Origin of the sequence: Moorella glycerini (genome assembly GCF_009735625.1) — a bacterium.
In the GTDB taxonomy this organism is placed as follows: Bacteria; Bacillota; DSM-521; order Neomoorellales; family Neomoorellaceae; genus Neomoorella; species Neomoorella glycerini.
Map to the genome: position 1 here is coordinate 1,456,317 of NZ_CP046244.1, position 19,786 is coordinate 1,476,102.

At 55.1% G+C, this 19,786-nt stretch carries 23 protein-coding genes and 1 pseudogene; 22 read left to right on the top strand and 2 right to left on the bottom strand.

What is annotated here, in order from left to right:
* Nucleotides 1-33: 33 nt before the first annotated feature.
* Together pstB and phoU are read left to right on the top strand one after the other, a co-directional pair.
* Complete coding sequence (gene pstB, locus MGLY_RS07285) at nucleotides 34-792, top strand: phosphate ABC transporter ATP-binding protein PstB (RefSeq protein ID WP_156272713.1); 759 nt, start codon at nucleotides 34-36, stop codon at nucleotides 790-792.
* A gap of 104 nt (nucleotides 793-896) precedes the next feature.
* On the top strand, nucleotides 897-1,568 hold the full coding sequence (phoU, locus tag MGLY_RS07290; RefSeq protein WP_246187436.1) for a phosphate signaling complex protein PhoU: 672 nt from the start codon (nucleotides 897-899) through the stop codon (nucleotides 1,566-1,568).
* Nucleotides 1,569-1,597: 29 nt separating this feature from the next.
* Here phoU and MGLY_RS07295 read toward each other — a convergent pair whose 3' ends face one another.
* Complete coding sequence (locus MGLY_RS07295) at nucleotides 1,598-2,818, bottom strand: MFS transporter (RefSeq protein WP_156272715.1); 1,221 nt, start codon at nucleotides 2,816-2,818, stop codon at nucleotides 1,598-1,600.
* Between the two features lie 76 nt (nucleotides 2,819-2,894).
* On the opposite strand from MGLY_RS07295, the gene MGLY_RS07300 reads away from it, so the two are divergent.
* The 15 genes and pseudogenes from MGLY_RS07300 (at nucleotide 2,895) to MGLY_RS18190 (ending at nucleotide 16,175) form a co-directional block, all read left to right on the top strand.
* Complete coding sequence (locus MGLY_RS07300) at nucleotides 2,895-3,170, top strand: YqhV family protein (protein WP_156272716.1); 276 nt, start codon at nucleotides 2,895-2,897, stop codon at nucleotides 3,168-3,170.
* 124 nt (nucleotides 3,171-3,294) lie between these two features.
* A complete protein-coding gene (gene comA, locus MGLY_RS07305) occupies nucleotides 3,295-4,110 on the top strand; it encodes a phosphosulfolactate synthase (RefSeq protein ID WP_156272717.1) in 816 nt (271 codons plus the stop codon).
* A gap of 288 nt (nucleotides 4,111-4,398) precedes the next feature.
* Complete coding sequence (locus MGLY_RS07310) at nucleotides 4,399-5,124, top strand: 2-phosphosulfolactate phosphatase (RefSeq protein WP_211662105.1); 726 nt, start codon at nucleotides 4,399-4,401, stop codon at nucleotides 5,122-5,124.
* Between the two features lie 77 nt (nucleotides 5,125-5,201).
* Entirely contained in the window at nucleotides 5,202-5,657 is a 456-nt protein-coding gene (locus MGLY_RS07315) for a DUF441 domain-containing protein (RefSeq protein ID WP_156272719.1), read from the top strand.
* A 190-nt stretch (nucleotides 5,658-5,847) separates the two neighbouring features.
* Nucleotides 5,848-7,101 (top strand): ATP-grasp domain-containing protein, encoded by a 1,254-nt coding sequence (locus MGLY_RS07320; protein ID WP_156272720.1) that lies wholly within the window; start codon nucleotides 5,848-5,850, stop codon nucleotides 7,099-7,101.
* Between the two features lie 10 nt (nucleotides 7,102-7,111).
* A complete protein-coding gene (locus MGLY_RS07325; RefSeq protein WP_156272721.1) occupies nucleotides 7,112-7,420 on the top strand; it encodes a hypothetical protein in 309 nt (102 codons plus the stop codon).
* A 26-nt stretch (nucleotides 7,421-7,446) separates the two neighbouring features.
* Nucleotides 7,447-8,343: a succinate--CoA ligase subunit alpha gene (locus MGLY_RS07330; RefSeq protein WP_156272722.1), complete on the top strand. Its 897-nt coding sequence runs from the start codon at nucleotides 7,447-7,449 to the stop codon at nucleotides 8,341-8,343.
* A gap of 21 nt (nucleotides 8,344-8,364) precedes the next feature.
* Nucleotides 8,365-9,261 carry an HpcH/HpaI aldolase/citrate lyase family protein gene (locus MGLY_RS07335; protein WP_054937863.1) on the top strand — a complete coding sequence of 299 codons (897 nt, stop codon included), beginning with the start codon at nucleotides 8,365-8,367 and terminating at the stop codon, nucleotides 9,259-9,261.
* Between the two features lie 135 nt (nucleotides 9,262-9,396).
* Nucleotides 9,397-10,623 (top strand): NAD(P)-dependent malic enzyme, encoded by a 1,227-nt coding sequence (locus MGLY_RS07340; protein ID WP_156272723.1) that lies wholly within the window; start codon nucleotides 9,397-9,399, stop codon nucleotides 10,621-10,623.
* A 384-nt stretch (nucleotides 10,624-11,007) separates the two neighbouring features.
* A complete protein-coding gene (gene panB, locus MGLY_RS07345; protein ID WP_156272724.1) occupies nucleotides 11,008-11,817 on the top strand; it encodes a 3-methyl-2-oxobutanoate hydroxymethyltransferase in 810 nt (269 codons plus the stop codon).
* Between the two features lie 260 nt (nucleotides 11,818-12,077).
* Nucleotides 12,078-12,791 (top strand): CvpA family protein, encoded by a 714-nt coding sequence (locus MGLY_RS07350; protein ID WP_156272725.1) that lies wholly within the window; start codon nucleotides 12,078-12,080, stop codon nucleotides 12,789-12,791.
* A 175-nt stretch (nucleotides 12,792-12,966) separates the two neighbouring features.
* The gene (locus MGLY_RS07355) at nucleotides 12,967-14,397 is read left to right on the top strand and encodes an aminopeptidase (RefSeq protein ID WP_156272726.1); all 1,431 of its coding nucleotides are present in this window, start codon (nucleotides 12,967-12,969) and stop codon (nucleotides 14,395-14,397) included.
* A 114-nt stretch (nucleotides 14,398-14,511) separates the two neighbouring features.
* Nucleotides 14,512-15,093 carry a sulfurtransferase-like selenium metabolism protein YedF gene (gene yedF / locus MGLY_RS07360; RefSeq protein ID WP_156272727.1) on the top strand — a complete coding sequence of 194 codons (582 nt, stop codon included), beginning with the start codon at nucleotides 14,512-14,514 and terminating at the stop codon, nucleotides 15,091-15,093.
* 7 nt (nucleotides 15,094-15,100) lie between these two features.
* Nucleotides 15,101-15,940: pseudogene (locus tag MGLY_RS07365) on the top strand (HEAT repeat domain-containing protein); the annotation flags it as partial.
* Nucleotides 15,941-15,989: 49 nt separating this feature from the next.
* The gene (locus MGLY_RS18190) at nucleotides 15,990-16,175 is read left to right on the top strand and encodes a DUF951 domain-containing protein (protein WP_156272728.1); all 186 of its coding nucleotides are present in this window, start codon (nucleotides 15,990-15,992) and stop codon (nucleotides 16,173-16,175) included.
* Here MGLY_RS18190 and MGLY_RS07375 read toward each other — a convergent pair.
* On the bottom strand, nucleotides 16,162-16,671 hold the full coding sequence (locus MGLY_RS07375) for a CGGC domain-containing protein (RefSeq protein WP_156272729.1): 510 nt from the start codon (nucleotides 16,669-16,671) through the stop codon (nucleotides 16,162-16,164). The genes MGLY_RS18190 and MGLY_RS07375 overlap by 14 nt on opposite strands.
* Before the next feature lie 278 nt (nucleotides 16,672-16,949).
* On the opposite strand from MGLY_RS07375, the gene MGLY_RS07380 reads away from it, so the two are divergent.
* From MGLY_RS07380 to MGLY_RS07400, 5 genes are all read left to right on the top strand, one after another.
* Nucleotides 16,950-17,714 carry an acyl-[acyl-carrier-protein] thioesterase gene (locus MGLY_RS07380; RefSeq protein WP_277997903.1) on the top strand — a complete coding sequence of 255 codons (765 nt, stop codon included), beginning with the start codon at nucleotides 16,950-16,952 and terminating at the stop codon, nucleotides 17,712-17,714.
* A 59-nt stretch (nucleotides 17,715-17,773) separates the two neighbouring features.
* Nucleotides 17,774-18,034, top strand: a complete 261-nt coding sequence (locus tag MGLY_RS07385) for a DUF5395 family protein (RefSeq protein WP_156272730.1) — start codon at nucleotides 17,774-17,776, stop codon at nucleotides 18,032-18,034.
* A 221-nt stretch (nucleotides 18,035-18,255) separates the two neighbouring features.
* Entirely contained in the window at nucleotides 18,256-18,846 is a 591-nt protein-coding gene (locus tag MGLY_RS07390) for a Uma2 family endonuclease (RefSeq protein WP_156272731.1), read from the top strand.
* Nucleotides 18,847-19,007: 161 nt separating this feature from the next.
* Complete coding sequence (rpsF, locus tag MGLY_RS07395; protein ID WP_156272732.1) at nucleotides 19,008-19,304, top strand: 30S ribosomal protein S6; 297 nt, start codon at nucleotides 19,008-19,010, stop codon at nucleotides 19,302-19,304.
* A 23-nt stretch (nucleotides 19,305-19,327) separates the two neighbouring features.
* The gene (locus MGLY_RS07400; RefSeq protein ID WP_156272733.1) at nucleotides 19,328-19,768 is read left to right on the top strand and encodes a single-stranded DNA-binding protein; all 441 of its coding nucleotides are present in this window, start codon (nucleotides 19,328-19,330) and stop codon (nucleotides 19,766-19,768) included.
* The last annotated feature ends 18 nt before the right edge of the window (nucleotides 19,769-19,786 follow it).

Consider the following 19,786-nt stretch of genomic DNA (forward strand, 5'->3'; position numbering starts at 1 on the left):
CCGGCCTGGACCGGGGAGGTAATCGTTTTTATTATGAGGCAACCCAAAATAAGAATTACTAATTTAAATTTCTATTATGGTTCTAAATGGGCTTTAAAGGATATTAATCTAGAAATAAAACCCAATTCCGTCACGGCCCTCATTGGCCCCTCGGGGTGCGGCAAATCTACTTTTTTGCGGACTTTAAACCGCTTAAATGACCTCATTGAAGGAGCGCGACTTTCCGGGGAAATCCTTCTGGACGGGCAGAATATTTATGCTCCAGATGTCGATGTGGTCAACTTACGCAAACGGGTAGGTATGGTTTTCCAGCGTCCCAATCCCTTCCCCATGTCCATTTATGATAATGTGGCCTACGGTCCCCGGATTCACGGCATCCATAACAGGAAAAAACTGGACCAAATTGTGGAGCAGAGTCTTAAAGCAGCGGCCCTGTGGGATGAAGTGACCGACCGCCTGCGCCAGCCGGCCTTAGGGTTATCAGGGGGCCAGCAGCAGCGCCTGTGCATTGCCAGGCTCCTGGCCGTCGAGCCGGAAGTTGTTCTCATGGACGAGCCTTCCTCGGCCCTGGACCCCATTTCCACTTTAAAAATCGAAGAACTCATCCGGATCCTTAAGGAAAAATATACCATTATCATAGTTACTCATAATATGCAGCAGGCAGCTCGCGTTTCCGACTATACCGCCTTCTTCCTCAACGGGGAGATGGTGGAATACGATGAGACGGAAATCATCTTTACCAGGCCTCGCGACCAGCGGACGGAAGATTATATTACCGGTCGTTTCGGTTAAAGCCCCTCTAACCAGAAAAAGGCAGCTTTTTAACCCCTAAAAGGTGACAGAGAAGAAGTGAGGTGAATATAATGGAAGGTAATAAACTTACAGGAGGGCTAGCCATGGCCATCACAACCAGGCAGGGCTTTCAACATTCCCTGGAAGATTTGCAGCAAAACATCCTGCGCATGGGGAGTATTGTTGAACAAACCATTGCCAAATCAGTAGAGTGCCTGGCCAGGCAAGATGCCAGAATGGCCGCCGAAGTGGTTGAGGGCGATGTTGTTGTGGACGAGATGGAGTTACAAATTGAAGACCAGTGTTTAAAGCTTATTGCCACCCAGCAGCCCATGGCCAAGGATTTACGCAAAATTGCCGCCGGGTTTAAGATTATCACCGATTTAGAGCGCATGGCCGATTATTCAGTTGATATTGCCCGTACGGCCCAGCGCATCCTGGAAACAGGCCAGCCTTTGATCAAGCCCTTAATTGATATTCCCCGCATGGCCGAGTTAGCCCAGGTAATGGTCAAGCAGGCCCTGGATGCTTATGTCCGGGAAGATACAGAACTGGCCTATACGGTAGCCAGGGCAGACGACCAGATCGACATGCTCCACAACCAGGTCTTCCGGGAACTGCTGGTCTTCATGATGGAAGATCCCAAAACCATTAGCCAGGCTACCTATTTGCTCTTTGTCAGCCGTTACCTGGAGCGCATAGCCGACCATGCCACCAATATAGCCGAGGAAGCCATTTACCTGGCCACCGGCGAACGGAAAGAATTAAACGACTGAGAGACCCGGGTTAGCTTAACCCGGGTTTTTTAATGACCGGGTAACAGTTCCGGGGGCAGCATTTTTTCCGTCTGGATAAAGGTGGCCGTTAAAAAGGTTATCAGTCCTACCAGGACGGCGGCTCCCAGGAAAAGAGGCAGCCGGCTCAGGGTCATGGCCAGGCCAAAGGCCGGGGGTCCCAGAGCAACGCCAAAGAAACGCATGGAACCGTAAAGGCAGGTAATGCCACCCCTTTCCTTAGCGCTTACGCTGGTTATCAAGGTATTGACTGAGGGCAGGACGATACCTGTACCCATCCCCATGATCACCATGGCCAGGAAAAAGATATAGATATTATCAAAGAAGCCCATAACTACCAGGGCGGCGGTTTCCAGGACCAGGCCGGCAACAATGGTCATCTTCAGCAAGTTACCGGCCTTTTGTTGCAGGTAACTACCGGATAAATAGGAAGTAAGGGCCATGGTACCCACGGGAATGGCTATAAGCAGGCCGGTACTGAGGCCCCGGATGCCGTAACTCGCTTCCAGGATATCGGAGACGTAACTCAAAACCCCGAACAAAATAAAAAGAACAACCATCCCGGCCAGGATGCAGGCCAGGAGGGATAAGCCCCTGGTCTGGAAAACCTGGCCCAGGTCGCGGAAATAGGTCCGGAAGGTTACCCTGTTTTTATCTTGCCCCGCAGGTTCTTTTATGAAGAACCACACGGCCAGGCCAATGGGGATAGCCAGGAAGCCATAGACAAAAAAAGGGGCGAACCAGGCGATGAGGCCTACAAGGGAGCCGGCAATGGGGCTGACCACCTTCCCCAGGCCGTTGGAAGCCTCAAGCAAACCCAGGGCTTTGGTGCGCTCCTTGCTCTGGAAAATATCGCTGGTCAGGGCCATGGCCAGCTGGTAAGTACCCCCGGCACCAATACCCTGGAGAATGCGGCTACCCAGGATCAGGTAATAAGGGGAAGCTACCAGCCAGGCAGCCAGGCCCGCCAGCAGCCCCCCCAAACCGTAAATGAGCAGGGCCGGTGCCATAATGGGTTTGCGGCCGTAAGCATCGGACAAGAAACCGGCAAAGGGGATGACCAGGCCGGCTGGCAGGGAAAAAGCCGTAATAAAAAGGCTGACCTGGACCAGGCTGACATTCAATGTCGTACGCATGACGGGTAGCAGGGGAACCAGCATGGAGTTACCCAGGACCATAATAAAGGGTACGGCACAAAGAATGGCAAAGGGTAATTTCATTGCTGACTGCAACCTGTTAAACCTCCCAGAAAAGACGCTGCTTCTATTTTGTCTCGGCAGCGCATAAAAAATAAGGGGAGGAGATGCCATGTTTTTCTTTTTGCCGGACAAACATGTACTGGCCATGGCGGCAGTGCGCGTCCTGTCCAGCATGATTGAATTGACGGCGGCCATCCTGATGTTAAAATTAAACCGGGTTGAGGCCGCTTTAAAAATAAACGCGACCCTGGCTTTTGTTGGCCCGACAGTTATGCTGACGGTGATGGCCCTGGGACTCTGGGGCCTGGCCGGTAAAATCTCCCCCGTTAAAATGCTGACCATTATCCTGGGGGTGGGACTCATTTTTTATGGCGTCAGGCGGTAATGATGGTGGGGCAACCGTCGTCTGACCTGTGAAAAAGTACCGCTGGCAAAGTTGTTACCCCCTTCCTGCCCCGGGCATAAAGATAAAAAAGCAGGTTAAAAAAACCCAGGAAGGGGCGAAATTAATGCAGGAAAAAGCAACTAAAACCTGGAAAGATGTCCTGGAATTTCCCATTGGTGGACGCCAGCAAAAACCCAGGCAAGCAGGGTTGACCATGGTTATTGACAAGGGTCTGGGCCTGACGGAATTCAGGGATTTGCTGGAGGTGGCAGCACCCTATATTGATTTCATTAAACTTGGGTTTGGCACTTCCGTTTTTTACCCGGCGGCTATTTTACAGGAAAAAATTCGCCTGGCACGTTCTTACAATGTTGCTATTTTTCCCGGCGGCACCTTCTTTGAAGTCGCCGTTCTCCAGGGGCGGCTAAACCTTTACCTGCAAACGGCCAGGGAACTCGGGTATACTTTTATTGAAATCTCCGATGGAACTATTGACCTGAGCCGGACCGTGCGGCTGGCGGCGGTGCGCCAGGCCCGGGCGGCAGGCTTTGGCGTCATAACTGAAGTGGGCAAGAAGGACCCGCGGGATGCCTTAAGCGAAGCCCTTCTCTTAAGCCAGATTGCCGGCGACCAGGAGGCGGGGGCCGACTATGTCATCGTCGAGGGCCGGGAATCGGGCCAGGGAGTCGTCATTTACGACGGTCGCGGGGCCGTCAAGGAAGATATACTGGCTGGCCTGCTGGCAGGCATCAAGGACCTGGACCGGGTCATCTGGGAGGCTCCCCAGAAGCAGCAGCAGCAGGCTTTAATAATGCGCCTGGGGCCCAACGTTAACCTGGGCAATGTCCAGCCGGGGGATGTCCTGGCCCTGGAAGCCCTGCGGGTGGGGCTGCGGGGCGATACCCTGAGGACTACCCTGAAGGTGGCCGAAGTGAGTTAAGAACCCTTCATGGGGGCTGACGTCCCCGCCAGTTAACGGATTAAAATTTGCCTGGGCGTTAGGGTGGGGATATGTCCTGGAGCAGCGAATAGTGGAGCGCCGGAGGGACATATCCCCACCAGAAGGTACCATTTCTGGCAGAACCCTATTTTCGGAGGTGCGGGAAGCGGGAGCCGGTAGAGGGGGTTCCTGCTTCTCGTTTAATTATTACCTTTTGCTTCCTGGCCGGCAGGAATCTGGCCCATCTTTCGCGAATAACTACCGGACCGGCAAGAGTTGGAGGTGCGAGTGAGTTTGGAAATTGATGTCTTTGCTACTCTAAATGGTATACCGGATGAGGCCATTAATAATAAAGCTGTTATAGTTATTGACGCGTTGCGGGCGACCACCACCATTACGGTGGCGCTGGCGGCCGGTTGCCTGGAAGTAATTCCCGTCCTGACCCCCGAGGAAGCCATTGAAATGCGCGAGCGCCTGGGGGACGAGCGGGTACTCCTGGGGGGTGAGCGCAATGCTTTAAAAATACCGGGCTTTGACCTGGGCAATTCACCCCTGGAGTATACCACCGAAATTGTTGCCGGCAAAAGGTTGATTATAACTACTACCAACGGCACCAGGGCCATTCGCCGGGCAGCAGGCGGCCGCCTGGTTTTTCTGGGCGCCATGATCAACGCTCCGGCGGTAGCCGGACTGGCTGCCACGGCAGGGTCTGATATAACCATTATTTGCGCCGGTACCAGGGATCGTTTCTCCCTGGAAGATTTTTTGACGGCCGGGTTACTGGTTGACCAGCTTGCGGGCCAGGGAGAATTTGTCTTGCGCGACGGCGCCCTGGCAGCCCGGGACTATTATTACTGCCACCGGGCTGACCCGGCGGCAGCCCTGCAGGCTAGCTTTCATGGCCGGCTCCTGGCCGACCTGGGACTGGAAGCTGATGTAGAATTCTGTTCCCGGGTGGGTGCGACAGATGTAGTTCCGGTGTATAGTGGTGGTATTATTAAAAAGGCCAGCTAACGTCATTTGTGGCGTTCTTGTCCCGGCAGCCATGGCATATATATGGTACAGGATGGCTGGTACAAGGGGCGTATTCAATGAGCGCAACAACGGCAATCCTGTTACTACTCATGTTGCTGGGCATCCTGGGCCGCTCTAACGTTATCGCAGCCGCTGCTGCTATTCTTTTACTGCTCCAGTTTACTAACCTGCAAAGAATCTATCCTTTCCTTGAACGCCGGGCCCTGGAGGCCGGCCTTATTTTTCTGGTGGTTTCCGTACTGGTGCCCTTCGCTTCCGGCCGGGTATCAGCCCGGGATATGCTGGCCTCCTTTGTTTCCGTACCCGGGATTATAGCCGTCGCCAGCGGGATTATTGCCACCCATATGAACTGCCAGGGCCTGGAATTGCTCCAGCGTTTTCCCCAGATGATGATTGGTATGGTTATAGGTTCCATTATCGGCGTAGCCTTTTTCGGTGGTATTCCCGTGGGGCCCCTCATGGCCGGCGGTATTGCCGCCCTGCTGGTAAACCTGCTGGCCTGGTTGCGCTAAAATTTTTTATAACCAGCAGGATTTTTAAATTCTAGCGAGAATAAAATATAACAGTATCAAGAGTTTATACCCCTAGAGGGTACCTTTACACTATTTACCAGCTTATAAGAGGATAAAAGGGGGGATGGTACGGGGGGATTTTTCCTATCGTCTTTCCGACCAATAAATTTCTTGTGGAAGGGACGAAAGTATGGCCAAGCTGTTAGAGTATCAAGGCAAGGAATGGCTGCGCAAGGCCGGCATTCCGGTTCCTGTGGGCCGGGCGGCATCCTCGCCGGAAGAAGCGGAACAGATTGCCGCGGAGATCGGCAAGCCCGTAGCAGTAAAGGCCCAGGTGCAGGCCGGCGGCAGGGGCAAGTCAGGGGCGGTAAAACTGGTTGACACCCCGGCAGAAGCCCGGGCGGCAGCAGCATCTATTCTTGGTACGGTGATTAAAGGCTATCCAGTACGCAAAGTCCTGGTGGAAGAGAAGCTGGCTATCGCCCGGGAATTTTACGTGACGATTATTGTTAATTCCGCCCGCAATGCCCGCTGCCCCATGATGATGTTCAGCACCGAGGGCGGCATGGATATTGAAAGTGTTCCGGAAGAGAAGATTTTTAAGCTGCTCATTTCGCCCTTAAACGGCCTCGAAACTTATGACGCCGTTGACATGCTGGTGAAGGCCGGCATCCCCAATGACCAGCTGATGAATTTTGCCAACGTGCTGGTCAAGTTGTGGCACGCTTATAAAAAATACGATTGCTTTACCCTGGAAATTAACCCGCTGGTCTTAACCGCTAACGGGGAACTGGTGGCGGCCGACTGCAAGATGGAGGTTGACAACAGCAGCGTTTACCGTCACCCGGAAATGGGTATTGAAATTGCCAGGGATTTCCCCCACGAGCCCACCGAACTGGATCGTATTGGCTGGGGCATTGAGAAGACCGACACTCGCGGTTCCGGTTTTGTCATGAGCATGGGCTTTGACGAGAAGAGCCCGGGTTATATCGGCTACCACCCCATCGGTGGCGGGTCGGCCATGATGGGCATGGATGCCCTGAACAAAGTCAACCTGAAGCCGGCGAACTACGCTGATACCAGCGGCAACCCGGTTGCTTCCAAGGTGTACCGGGTAGCCAAGGTAGTGCTCTCCCAGCCCAACATTGACGGCTACCTGCTGGGTGGCTTTATGATGGCCAACCAGGAACAATGGCACCACGCCCACGCCGTCGTGAAGGCCCTGCGGGAAGTCCTGCCCAAGAAACCTGGCCTGCCCTGCGTCTTGTTGCTCTGCGGTAACAAGGAAGAAGAATCCCTCGCCATTTTACGCGAAGGGTTAAGCAATGTCGAGGGAGCTACCAGGGTGGAGATCTACGGCCGGGAACATGTTACCGATACCGATTTTATCGGGCAACGATTACTGGCCCTAGTCAAAGAATATCAAGCCGAGAAGCGAAAGTAGGGTGGAACCAGTGCTCGAATTCTGGGAAAGAACAATTAAAGTCACCATCGACACCAGCAAGTGCAGCGAGTGTGAAACAAAGGCCTGCATCGACGCATGCAAGAAGTTTGCCCGGGGGATGCTGCAGCTCAAGGACGGCGTACCCTCGGTGGCCCATTTGAGTGAAGATGAAGTCCAGCGCCGGGGAACAGAATGCCTTGCCTGCGAGTATGAATGCTGGTTCCGCGGCAAGAGCGCCATTAAAATTGACGTTCCCATTGAAGGACTGGATGAGTACCTGCGCAAGCGGGACCTGCTGGAAGATAATACCATGCAGTAATAGGAAAAGGATAAAGAGGGATAAGCATGGGGATTTTAATTGATAAAAACACCAAGGTCATTGTCCAGGGGATTACCGGCAGGGAAGGTTCCCTCCGGGCCAAGTATATGAAGGATTACGGCACCAGGGTTGTGGCCGGGACAAGCCCCGGTAAAGGGGGTGAAGAGGTAGCGGGTATTCCTGTCTATCATACCGTCAAGCAGGCCGTGGCCGAACACGGGGAAATTGACTTCAGCGTTATCTTCGTCCCCGGCCGGGCTTTGAAAACGGCGGTTAAAGAGGCCGCCGACGCCGGGGTTAAAAATATCGTCCCCTGTGTAGAATCAGTACCCATCCACGACATTATGGAAATGGTGGAGTACTGCAAGCTGAAGGGGACCAGGCTCATCGGCCCGGGCTCCATCGGCATCATTACGCCCGGGGAGGCGGTGGTCGGCTGGCTGGGCGGCAATGTCGAATGGGCCAACTCCTTCTTCAGGCCGGGACCCATAGGTGTTTTCTCCCGCAGCGGCGGCCAGTCAGGAACTATTCCCTGGATCCTCAAGGAAAACGGTTACGGCGTCAGTACCGTCGTCCACACGGGTACGGAACCTGTCCTGGGGACTTCCTTCGCCGACCTGCTACCCCTTTTCGAAGAAGATCCCCAGACGGAAGCCGTAGCCGTATTCTCCGAGATTGGCGGCACCCAGGAAGAAGAATGCGCGGAAGTAATTGCTGCGGGTAAATTCACCAAACCCTTTGTAATCTATGTGGCAGGGGCCTGGGCACCGGAAGGCCAGCGCTTCTCCCACGCTTCCAGCATCGTGGAAAGGGGCCGCGGTTCGGCCAAGAGCAAGATGGAAGCCATCCAGAAAGCCGGTGGCTATGTGGCTATGAGCCCGAATGATATCCCGCGTATCCTCAAGAACGTACTCAAACATTAGGAACAGGAGGAGCGATAAGCCATGCCCGTAATGCGTTCTGTCCTTTATGTCCCTGGCAATAATCCCAAGATGATTGCCAAGGCGCCTACCTTCCCCGCCGACATAATCACCCTGGACCTGGAAGATTCGGTGCCACCGGCGGAGAAGGAAAATGCGCGGAACCTTATCCGCGAGAACCTTAAGGCTGTTGGTGCTAATGGCTCTGAGGTATACGTACGCATCAATAACTGGGAAACCGAGATGACCAATGACGACCTGGAGGCCATTGTCTATGAGGGCCTGCAGGGGGTTACCCTGGCCAAGTGCGGGCATCCGGACCACGTCAAGCGCCTGGACTGGAAATTGGAAGAATTGGAACGGCGCCGCGGCCTGCCCATAGGGAGCATCAAGGTGTCTCTCCTGCTGGAAACCGCTAAAGGTATTATCCATGCCTATGAGTCCTGCATCGCCAGCCCGCGGGTGGTTAGTGCCATCTTCGGTGCGGTGGACTATTGCAAGGACATGCGGGTCAAATTGACCTCCGAGGGCAAGGAGCAGGAATACGCCCGTGCCCATATGGCAGTTGCCGCCCGGGCGGCCGGGGTAGTTGCCATTGACTGCCCGTTTGTCGCTTACCAGGATATGGAAGCTTTCGAGAAGAGTGTGCTCCAGGGCCGGCAGATGGGTTATGAAGGCAGGATGCTGATCCATCCCAGCCAGGTTGAACCCGCCAACCGCCTCTATTCACCGGATCCCGCTGATGTAGAATGGGCCCGCGGTGTTGTTAAAGCCTTTGAAGAAGAAGCCATTGCTAAAGGCAAAGCAGCTATTTCCTACCAGGGCAAGATGGTGGACACTCCTGTATATCTCAACGCCAAGGATATCTTGAGCGCCTACGAAGAGATCCAGGCTAAAGATGCCGCCAGGAAGAACGCGTAAAGAGCTAGGTGTATGGCTGGCAGCTTTTTAAAAAAGCTGCCAGCCGGTTCAACCATTAGACCATCACGCCAGTGGCGCTTCCCCTTACCCCCTGGTCCCTTGTTTCTACCTTTTACGCAAAGGAGGTATACCATAATGAATATTCAGGAAAGAGCCCTTGAACTTCACAAAGAGTGGCAGGGTAAGATTGAAGTATGCAGCAGGGTACCTGTGCGGGACCGCATGGATTTATCCCTCGCGTACACCCCCGGAGTTGCCGAACCCTGCAAGGAGATTCACAAAGACCCCAAACTTGTAGACGTATATACACGCCGCTGGAATATGGTAGCAGTAGTATCCGACGGCTCGGCGGTCCTCGGCCTCGGTAACATTGGCGCCCGGGCGGCCATGCCTGTCATGGAAGGGAAAAGCCTGCTTTTTAAAACCTTTGCCGGCGTCGATGCCTTCCCCATCTGCATCGATTCCCAGGATGTAGACGAGATTGTCAGGACAGTCCAGCTCCTGACCCCCACCTTCGGCGGCGTCAACCTGGAGGATATTGCCGCGCCCCGCTGTTTCGAAATCGAGCGGCGCCTCAAGGAAACCACCGACATCCCCATCTTCCATGACGACCAGCACGGCACGGCTGTGGTAGTATTGAGCGGCATCATTAACGCCTGTAAGATTACCAAGCGGGAACTTAACGACCTGCAGGTAGTTATCAACGGCGCCGGCGCGGCCGGTATCGCCACCGCCAAACTCCTCCTCAGTGTAGGCGTCAAAGACGTGATCCTCTGCGATTCCAGGGGTATTGTCTGCTCCAAGCGCCAGGACCTAAACCAGGAAAAACGGGAGATGCTTAAGATCACGAATAAAGAGGACCGCTGCGGCACCCTGGCCGATGCCATGGTGGGGGCCAACTGCTTCATCGGTGTTTCTGTAAAGGACGCCGTTACCCAGGATATGGTCCGCTCCATGGGTAAAGACTCCATCATTTTTGCCATGGCCAACCCTGTTCCGGAAATCTATCCCGACAAGGCCCGGGAAGCCGGCGCTGCCGTGGTGGGTACGGGCCGGAGCGACTTCCCCAACCAAGTAAATAATGTCCTCGGCTTCCCCGGCATCTTCCGCGGTGCCCTGGACGTGAAGGCTTCAGACATCAATGAACCCATGAAGATTGCCGCCGCCCATGCCCTGGCCAACCTGGTAGGCGACAGGCTCTCACCCGATTTCGTCATGCCCGAGGCCTTTGACCTCCGGGTGGCACCGGCGGTGGCGGCAGCTGTGGCTAAAGCCGCCATCGAGAGCGGCGTGGCCCGCGAGCCCAAGGACCCCGAGTGGGTGAAGAAACATACGGAAGAGCTTATTGGTGTCGCGAAGTAGAATAGCGTTTACAGGAACCTGCGCCAAGATACTGCAGGCGAAACTTTTAAGCGCGTGGTCAGGAAATATAACGAGCCGGCTGGATGCCCTATCCAGGCGGCTTTTTTCTGGCATAGCATAACCCCCTTGCCTGCCGGGCACAATAACATAAAAAAGGCAGGTGCAGCAAACTGGTTAACCGCATCGACTCTCCTGGCTGGCCCCGGGAAGCGCCGGAACCCAACAGCGTGCCCCATCCCGAGACCTCACCACCGGAATTCCCAATGGAAGTAGAACCGGTAACTGATCCCCCGCAGGGGGATTTTCTGTTATAATAAGCATATAGCTGGTCAATACTCCCAGTTGCTGTTATAATGGTAACATATGGAATAAGGAGGAGGAAAAATGGCCGCACGCACCAAGGTTACCTTACCCCAGCTCCGGGCCATGAAAGAGCGGGGTGAGAAGATTACCATGGTAACCGCTTATGATTACCCTTCAGCGTTGCTGGCTGACCGGGCCGGCATGGACATGCTCCTGGTGGGCGATTCCCTGGGCATGGTGGTCCTGGGTTACCAAAGTACAGTACCCGTAACTATGGATGAGATGGTGCACCATACCCGCGCCGTCATGCGGGCCAACCCGGCAGCCCTGGTAGTGGCCGACCTGCCCTTCCTTTCCTACCAGGCCAGTGTCCAGGACGCCGTTTATAATGCCGGCCGCCTGGTTAAAGAGGGCGGGGCCGATGCCGTCAAGCTGGAAGGGGGCCGGGCTATGATACCCATGGTCCGGGCTATAGTCGATGCCGGCATCCCGGTCATGGGCCACCTGGGGTTAACCCCCCAATCGGTAGTCCAGCTGGGCGGCTACCGCGTCCAGGGCCGGGAGGCAGCCGTGGCCGATAGAATTACTGCCGATGCCGCGGACCTGGTGGAGGCCGGCATCTTCTCCCTGGTACTGGAATGTGTACCGGTAGATCTGGCCCGGCGGATAACGGCTGAATTACCGGTACCAACCATTGGCATTGGTGCCGGGCCTGATTGTGACGGCCAGGTGCTGGTTTACCATGACCTCCTGGGCCTCTTTGACCGCTTCCAGCCCAAATTTGTCAAGCGCTATGTCAACCTGGGTGAAGCCATCGTCAAGGCCCTTGAAGATTACCGGGAAGAGGTCCGCCAGGGGAAATTCCCCGGTGAAGAACACAGTTTCCGGTAAAAGACCCTCATACCGCTAACGCGACACATTAGAAGGATGAAAATAACGGGCTGGCATTTGTTTGGAGCGAGCGACTTGGTCCGAGCGGTTGAGCAGCCTTGGCGAAGCCGAGGAGCGAGGTCGGGGCCGAGGACAGGATGTCCGAGGCCGGATTCTAAAGGCAAGGATGCCGAATAGGCCGGGAACCCCGCCTTAAGGCCTGGCTGAACCGTAGGCTGAACCGCGAGGACCAGGGAGCGAGTATGGAGGGACGCTGTTAGTTGCTCAATTACCTGGACCTGCTCTTGCTTCTACTCCTGGCCCTGGGCGCCTGGCGGGGTTACCGCCTGGGTTTTGTTAACCTGGTAGCCGGCTGGATCAGCTACCTGGTGGCAGGTCTGGCGGCAGCCCTGTATGCCCGGCCCCTGGCCGCAGCCCTGGACCAGGCCTGGCATTTAACCAGTCGCTGGGGTAACGGGCTTGCTCCCCTCTTACCATTACCACGACCGGTTCTCAGCCAGCCCCTGGGTACGGCGGCCACCAGGCAGCTGGAAATCCTTTTAAACGGCACGCCCTTACCGGGTATGATAAAACAGAGCCTGCTGGAGGGCCTGGAGAAGGTTTCCGGAGGTACGGTGGGCCAGGTCCTGGCCGGGCAGCTGGTCTTCCTGGGCCTGGAATTAATAACCCTGGTGGTCCTGTTTTACGGCAGTTTATTTCTTTTACGCCGCCTGGCTCGCTGGGGCACCATGGGGATCAACATGGCACCTGCTGGCCTGGTAAACCGGGGACTGGGCCTGGCCCTGGGCCTCTTGGGGCAGGTCTTCTGGCTGGCCCTGCTGGTAGGGATGCTGCGCTCCCTCCTGGCCCTACCGGCCATGACGGCGGCACCAGGTTTTGTACCCCTGGCCCGGCAGCTCTATAACTCCGGGATGGCCTTCCAGCTGGGCAATTTTTATGACTGGCTGGCCGGATTGTTGCATACCCTAATCTAGGGGGTCGGCAAGAAGAAGCTATCAAGACACCTATACCGCTGGCGTTGCACCAGCAGAAGGATGAAAATAACGGGCTGGCATTTGTTTGGAGCGAGCAAAAACAATGCCAGCCTAGAGCAAAGTTATTTTCAGGGTAGAAGTATCTCCAGGTTGACAAAAAAGGAGGAATTGCGTAATGGTAGAAAAAGAAGAAAGCAGGGGCAAAAAACTACAAAAAGAACTGGCCCTACCCCAAAAGAGTGCCTGGGAGCGTTTGGAAGGGGATACCAGGGAAAAGGTTTTTGCCTTTGCCGAGGGGTATAAAACATTTTTAAGCCGGGCTAAAACTGAACGGGAAGCCGTCCGTGCCGCCCTGGAAGCCGCCCGGGGGCGCGGTTTTGTTTCCCTGGCTGACCTGCCTCCCGGCCGGGGGTTAAATCCCGGGAGCCGCTTTTACCTGGAATGGCGGGGTAAAGTCCTGCTCATGGGCATAATGGGAACGGCCGACCTGGCCGAAGGTATAAGGCTGGTGGGGGCTCATGTTGATGCGCCACGCCTGGACCTGAAACCCATGCCCCTCTATGAAAAAGACGGCCTGGCCATGTTCAAAACCCACTATTACGGCGGCATCAAGAAATACCAGTGGACGGCCCTCCCCCTGGCCCTGCACGGGGTGATTATGTTACGGGACGGTCGCCGGGTGGAAGTGGTAATCGGTGAAGACAGCGCCGATCCCATTTTCACCGTAAGTGATTTATTACCTCACCTGGCCAAGGAGCAGATGAAAAAGAACATGGAAGAAGCCTTGAGCGGGGACGATTTAAACCTGGTGGTAGGCAGCATACCCTATCCCGGCGAAGACGATCTAAAAGATAAAATTCGCCTGGCCATTCTCCAGCTGTTAAATGAGCGTTACGGCCTGGTGGAAGAGGACCTGATCACGGCGGAGCTGGAACTGGTGCCGGCCGGGCCGGCCCGGGACCTGGGTTTTGACCGTTCCCTGGTAGGAGGTTACGGCCAGGACGACCGGGTCTGCGGCTACACGGCCCTGCAGGCTATCCTGGACCTGGAGGTGCCCCGCCATACGGCCCTGGTGCTCCTGGTAGATAAAGAAGAAATCGGCAGTACAGGTAATACCGGCGCCCATTCCCGCCTCCTGGAATATGCCATAACTGAACTGGCGTCCCGTGTGGGTACCACAAGCATTGTCCATGTGGGCCGGATTATGGCCAATTCCCAGGCCATTTCCGCTGACGTCACCGCCGGCGTCGATCCCACCTATGAAAATGTCTTCGATATGCATAATGCCTCCCGCCTGGGGTACGGCGTAGTTTTAAACAAGTACTCCGGTTCCCGGGGCAAATACGACGCCAATGACGCCAGTGCCGAGTTTATGGGCCGGCTGCGGGACATTTTCAACCAGAACCAGGTTATCTGGCAGAGCGGCGAAATGGGCAAGGTTGATGCCGGCGGCGGCGGGACCATCGCCAAGTTCCTGGCCTACTTTGGCCTGGATGTGGCCGATTGCGGCCCGGCCCTCCTCTCCATGCACGCTCCCCTGGAGATAGCCAGTAAGGTGGATATTTATATGGCCTACCGGGCCTACAAGGCTTTTCTTGCCAGTTAAGGATTTTTAAGCAGGAAAAGCAAAACCTTATGGAGAAAAAGTATATAAAAAGCCCTGGTACCTTGAGAGCGGATGGGCGCCAGGCGCTTTTCTTTTAAAAGGGAGGTTGACACGGTGGAAAAAATAGTAGATGCCCGCGGGCTGGCCTGCCCGCAACCGGTTATCCAGACCAAAAAGGCCCTGGAAACTTTGGAGCCGGATGGCGAGGTAGTTACCATTGTCGACAACGAGGTGGCCCGGGATAATGTTTTAAAGCTGGCGCGGAGCCTGGAGTGTGAGACCAGCGTCAGGGAACAGGGAAGTGAGTACTATATCCATATTCGCAAGGAAAGCATACCGGCTACCCAGTTAAGCGTTAATCCGGGCCAGGTATTACTGGTAACCTCGGCCAACCTGGGCCGCGGTTCCGAAGAACTGGGGAGCATCCTCATGCGCAGCTTCTTTTACAGCTTGGGTGAAACGGAAGTGCTGCCCCGACGGGTACTCTTTATCAACAGTGGTGTCCAGCTCTGCTGCCAGGGTTCACCGGTGCTGGACAGCCTGCTAACCCTGGAGCAAAAGGGAGTGGAAATCCTGGCCTGCGGCACCTGCCTGGACTATTACCACCTGAAGGAAAAATTGTGTGCCGGTAGCGTTACCAATATGTATACCATTATTGAGCACCTCATGGCTGCGGAAAAGGTAATTACCCTCTAGGGGAGTGGTGACTTTGCTCTGGCAGCGCCGGCGTTACCAGGACGAGCAGCGCCTTTCAGCAGCCCTGGCAGGTTGCCGGGGCAAGATAGCTAAAGGTTTGCGACGGGAGTTGTGCCGGCTGGACGCCCTGGCCCTGGCCCGGCTCCTTGCCGGCCTCTGGCCGCGCCTGGAGGAAGCTACTCGTGAGCAGCTGGCGGCTCTGGCGGAGGAAGAAGGTTACATTGACGCGTGGCTGCGGGCCCTGGAACAGGGAAAAGCCGGCGAGAAAGCTGCGGCGGCCACCATCCTGGGCGAGATGGGAGTTAGACGTGCCCTTGGCCCTCTCCTGGCGGCCATGGGGGACCGGGATGAAGGCGTCCAGATGGCAGCAACTGCGGCCCTTACCCGTTTACGTGACCGGCGTTGCCTGGAACCGTTGCTTGCAGCCCTGGCGGAACCCCGGCGCTGGCCACCGGCGCGGGTGGCCGAAGTGTTGCTGGCCTTAGGAACAGCCAGCATCCCGCCTTTACTGGATCTCCTGGCCCGGGGGCCGGAAGATATTTCCTTACGGGTGATAAATATCCTGGGCCTCTTTGAGGATGGCCGGGTCCTGCCGGCCCTGGAGCACTGCCTTGCGAATGGGACCGCTGCCGTGCGCAGAGCAGCAGCCATGGCCCTTGGAGAAACAGGCTGCGACCAGGCCGCCGGAAGTTTAAAGAAGGCCCTGGCCGACCCGGTGGCCGCAGTGCGAGCCGCCGCCGTCCGTTCCCTGGGGAGGTTAAAGTGCCGGGAGGCAGGGGACCTGCTTAAAGGTTGCCTGGCCGATGCAACCTGGGAAGTCCGGGTGGCTGCCGGAGCGGCCCTGGCCGAGCTGGGTGCAGTAAGGGAAGAGCAAGCAGTGGGAGGAGAACACCAGGATGGATCTGCAGGTCGGCGATATCGTCCAGACCAGGAAGAAACACCCCTGCGGCAGCGACCAGTGGGAGATATTACGGGTAGGGATGGATTTTCGCCTGCGCTGCCTGGGATGCGGCCGTTTAATCCTTATTCCTCGCCTGAAAGCGGAAAAGAGCATTAAAAAAGTAATATCTAAGTTGCCTTGAGCAGGGTCAATATCTGCAGGGCCTTCCTGGGAGTGGCGGCCTGTTTTTCATACAAATAACGCAAATAATTGAGGTTGAGGAGGCGCTGCCGGCATTCGGTGAGGCTGGGGATATCACCTGGATTTAAGCTGACGGTCGAACAGCAACGGGCTGCCGCTGCCTCCAGGTAACTACCCATGAGCACCGGGCGGCCCAGTTCGGCCTCAATGGCCGCTGCCTGGGCAAAGGCAGTGGGGCAATGGTTGTCAAAAAACGTGCAGGAAGGAAAAACGAAATAATCGACTCCTTCTTGACGAACCAGCCGGCGGGCCACATCCAGGCGGCCGGTGCCCGGGCAGCCCGGGCAGGGCTGCATGGCCACGATTTTAGCTCCCGGAAGCTCCCCTAGCGGTCCCCTTTTTTTCTCCAGGGCCAGGAAACAGAGGATATGGGCCTGGTAGCCGGGGCATCCCTTCTTCCAGTGATCCCGGCAGGCAATAATACCAACGCGGTGCATTTGAAGGACCCTCTCTGACAGAAAATGACAGTTTAATAGGGGTTAGTATTAATTTAACACAACGATAGCAGTTTAACATATTTATCTACAAAAAAATGTCGGAAGCTGGCGACAAGCCAACTTAATAATTTTAAGAAAAGATAAATGATGTCTAAAAAACTGGCCTGGCGGCTATGCCTTCCAGGTTCCTTTCCCTATCTGGAGCTGATCATAATAGTTGGTGCTACCTCCAGGGTTATTGGTATGATATAATAACAGGTAAGGCAAATTAAACGCTGGTGATCCAATTGTTGTTTAATACATACCAGAGGTCCTATGAAGTCCACTATTACGAAACCAATTTTATGTTAGAAGCCTCACCGGTGACCGTCCTGGGTTACCTGGAAGAAACGGCCACCTGGCATTCTGAAACAGCTGGCAACAGCATTGCCAGCTTAAACGCCGCCGGCCGGGGCTGGGTCGTCTACCGCTATCATCTCCAGGTGAGCCGCTACCCTCGCTGGCAGGAAAATATAACCGTCACCACCTGGGTGGAACGCTTCCAGCGCTGTTTCGCCTACCGTAATTTTTATATCCATGATGCCGGGGGCAACCTCGTGGGCCGGGCCGCATCCGTGTGGATCTTCCTGGATATCGCCAGTAAAAAGCCCCTGCGGATACCGCCCGCGGTAAGCGCACCTTATGGGCTTTATCCTGAGGCGGCCATCCCGGCAGGCTTTAGCGAGCTACCAACTCTGGAAAGCCCATCCATTACGGCAGCATTTACCGTGGGGGCAGCAGACATGGATATCAATCACCATGCCAATAACAAGAGGTATATCAACTGGCTGCTGGAGAGCGTGCCCCTGGAAGTCCACCGGCAGGCCTTTCCGGCCACCATCGAGATTGTTTATAAAAAAGACGCCCGCTACAGGGATCACATCTTGAGCGAGAGTCAGGAGCTAAAGGCCGGGGACGGTAGCAGGTGTTACCTCCACCGCCTCACCTGCCCGGAAAAAGAACTGGAACTAGCCCTGGCCCGGACCACCTGGCAGGAACGCTAACTAATTTATTGATACCAGGTCATATTTTATGTTCTTCGCGGCAAAGGAGCGCAGGTTCAATGCGGGCAGATATGGAAGTAAGGCTTATCCATAATGGCAGGGAATGGATAGCCGGTGATGCTAATTTTGAGGCCAGGGGTCGCACCCTGGTTGAACTGGACCAGAGCATTAAAAACGCCCTGCGGCAAAGCGGCAAATTTCAGCAGGGAACCAAAATAACGGTCCTGATGAAATTTGATTACGAAACCATGCCCGATTATGCCCGGGTGCGGCAGTACATGCCCGCTTATTTCAACCGCGTGTTAGCAGTGGAATTATAGTAATGGTAACAGAGGTTGTTGGCCACCAAGCGAAGCCATGCCTGAATGAAAAACCCGTCGCTCCAGTTTTTTAGCCAGGCGACGGGTTTTATCCTTTCTCTGGACTTTAGGCGTGGTATTACCATGGGGCGGGTCATGCCTGGCAGGCCTGGAGAGAGCATAGATTCCCTGGCAAAACTATGGTAAAATATCTTCAGGCAAAAAGGCGGGAGGTGTTAATAGTGAGCCTGGCCCTAAAGGAAATAGCAACTAGCAAAGATAAGGTGTATACCTACGACGATTACTGCCGGCTACCGGAGGGAGCTCCTTACCAGCTCATCGGGGGGGAACTGGTATTGACACCATCGCCGACTTCTTACCACCAGATAATTTCTATGCAGCTCGTGTCTAAAATGGTCGCTTATGTAACCACCAATGATTTGGGTATAGTTTTAGATGCCCCCCTGGATGTCTATCTCGAGGAAACGGAAACTTATCAACCAGACATTCTTTTCATCAGCCGGGAGCGGCTCAATATCATCAAGAAAGAAAAAATCATAGGAGCCCCCGACCTGGTAGTAGAAATTCTTTCTCCCACCACGGCTTACTATGACCTGCGTAAGAAATACCGGATTTATGAAAAACATGGAGTCCGGGAGTACTGGCTGGTGGATCCGGAGGAAAGATGCGTCCAGGTTTATATCGCGGAGGCAGGCAAATTTAAGCTGGATCAGGAAGTAGAAAAGAAAGGGATTGTTTGCTCGCGGGTAATTGAAGGTTTTTCTATAGATGCCGCCGCTATTTTCCATAACCCCCTGGTGGCAAGCCAATAAACCGGCACTGCTACTGTAGCAGGCCCCTGTAACCGGTCGGTTTAAACCCGCCTGGCAAAACCCTTGCCCGGCTGGATCAAGTGTGATATAATCTTCCGGAAAAGCTTCCCTGCTCCACCGGCGGGTGGGGCCATAAGTCCACAGGGAGGAGGTGCTGTCGTTTGCGTAATTACGAAGTTGTTTTCGTAATTAAGCCCGACCTGGAAGCCGAAGCTACTGCCGCAGTGGTAGAGAAATTTACCAGGCTGGTAGCCGAACAGGGCGGCCAGGTTACCGAGGTAGACCAGTGGGGCAAAAAGCGGATGGCCTATGAGGTGCGCAAGTACCGGGAGGGCTATTATGTCCTCATGAAGTTTAAAGGTACGCCGGCCGTGGCCCAGGAACTGGAGCGGGTATTAAAGATTACCGACGAGGTAATTCGCTACCTGATAACGCGCCTGGAAGAAGAAGCCAGCTAAAAGAAAAAGGCGGTGGGAGAAGGATGTTAAACCGGGTAATTTTAATTGGCCGGCTGACGCGGGACCCCGAACTGCGCTATACGGCCAGCGGCGTTGCGATGACGACCTTTACCCTGGCGGTAGACCGGAATTATGTCAACCAGCAGGGTGAACGAGGAACTGATTTTATCCGCATCACCGTATGGCGCAAGCTGGCGGAAACCTGCGCCAACCACCTGAACAAGGGCCGCCTGGTAGCCGTTGAAGGCCGCCTCCAGACGCGTTCCTATGAAACGCCCGACGGCCAGAAACGCCAGGCTACCGATGTGGTAGCTGACGATGTCCGTTTCCTGGACTGGCCCAAGGATGGTAAAGGCCCCAGTGGAGTGGGCAGCGGTCCCGCTATGGGTGCCGATAGCTTCAACCAGGATTTTAGCGATATGGGCACGGAAGTAGATATGGGCGAAGACGATTTGCCCTTCTAGCGAAAGAGGTGAAATAAG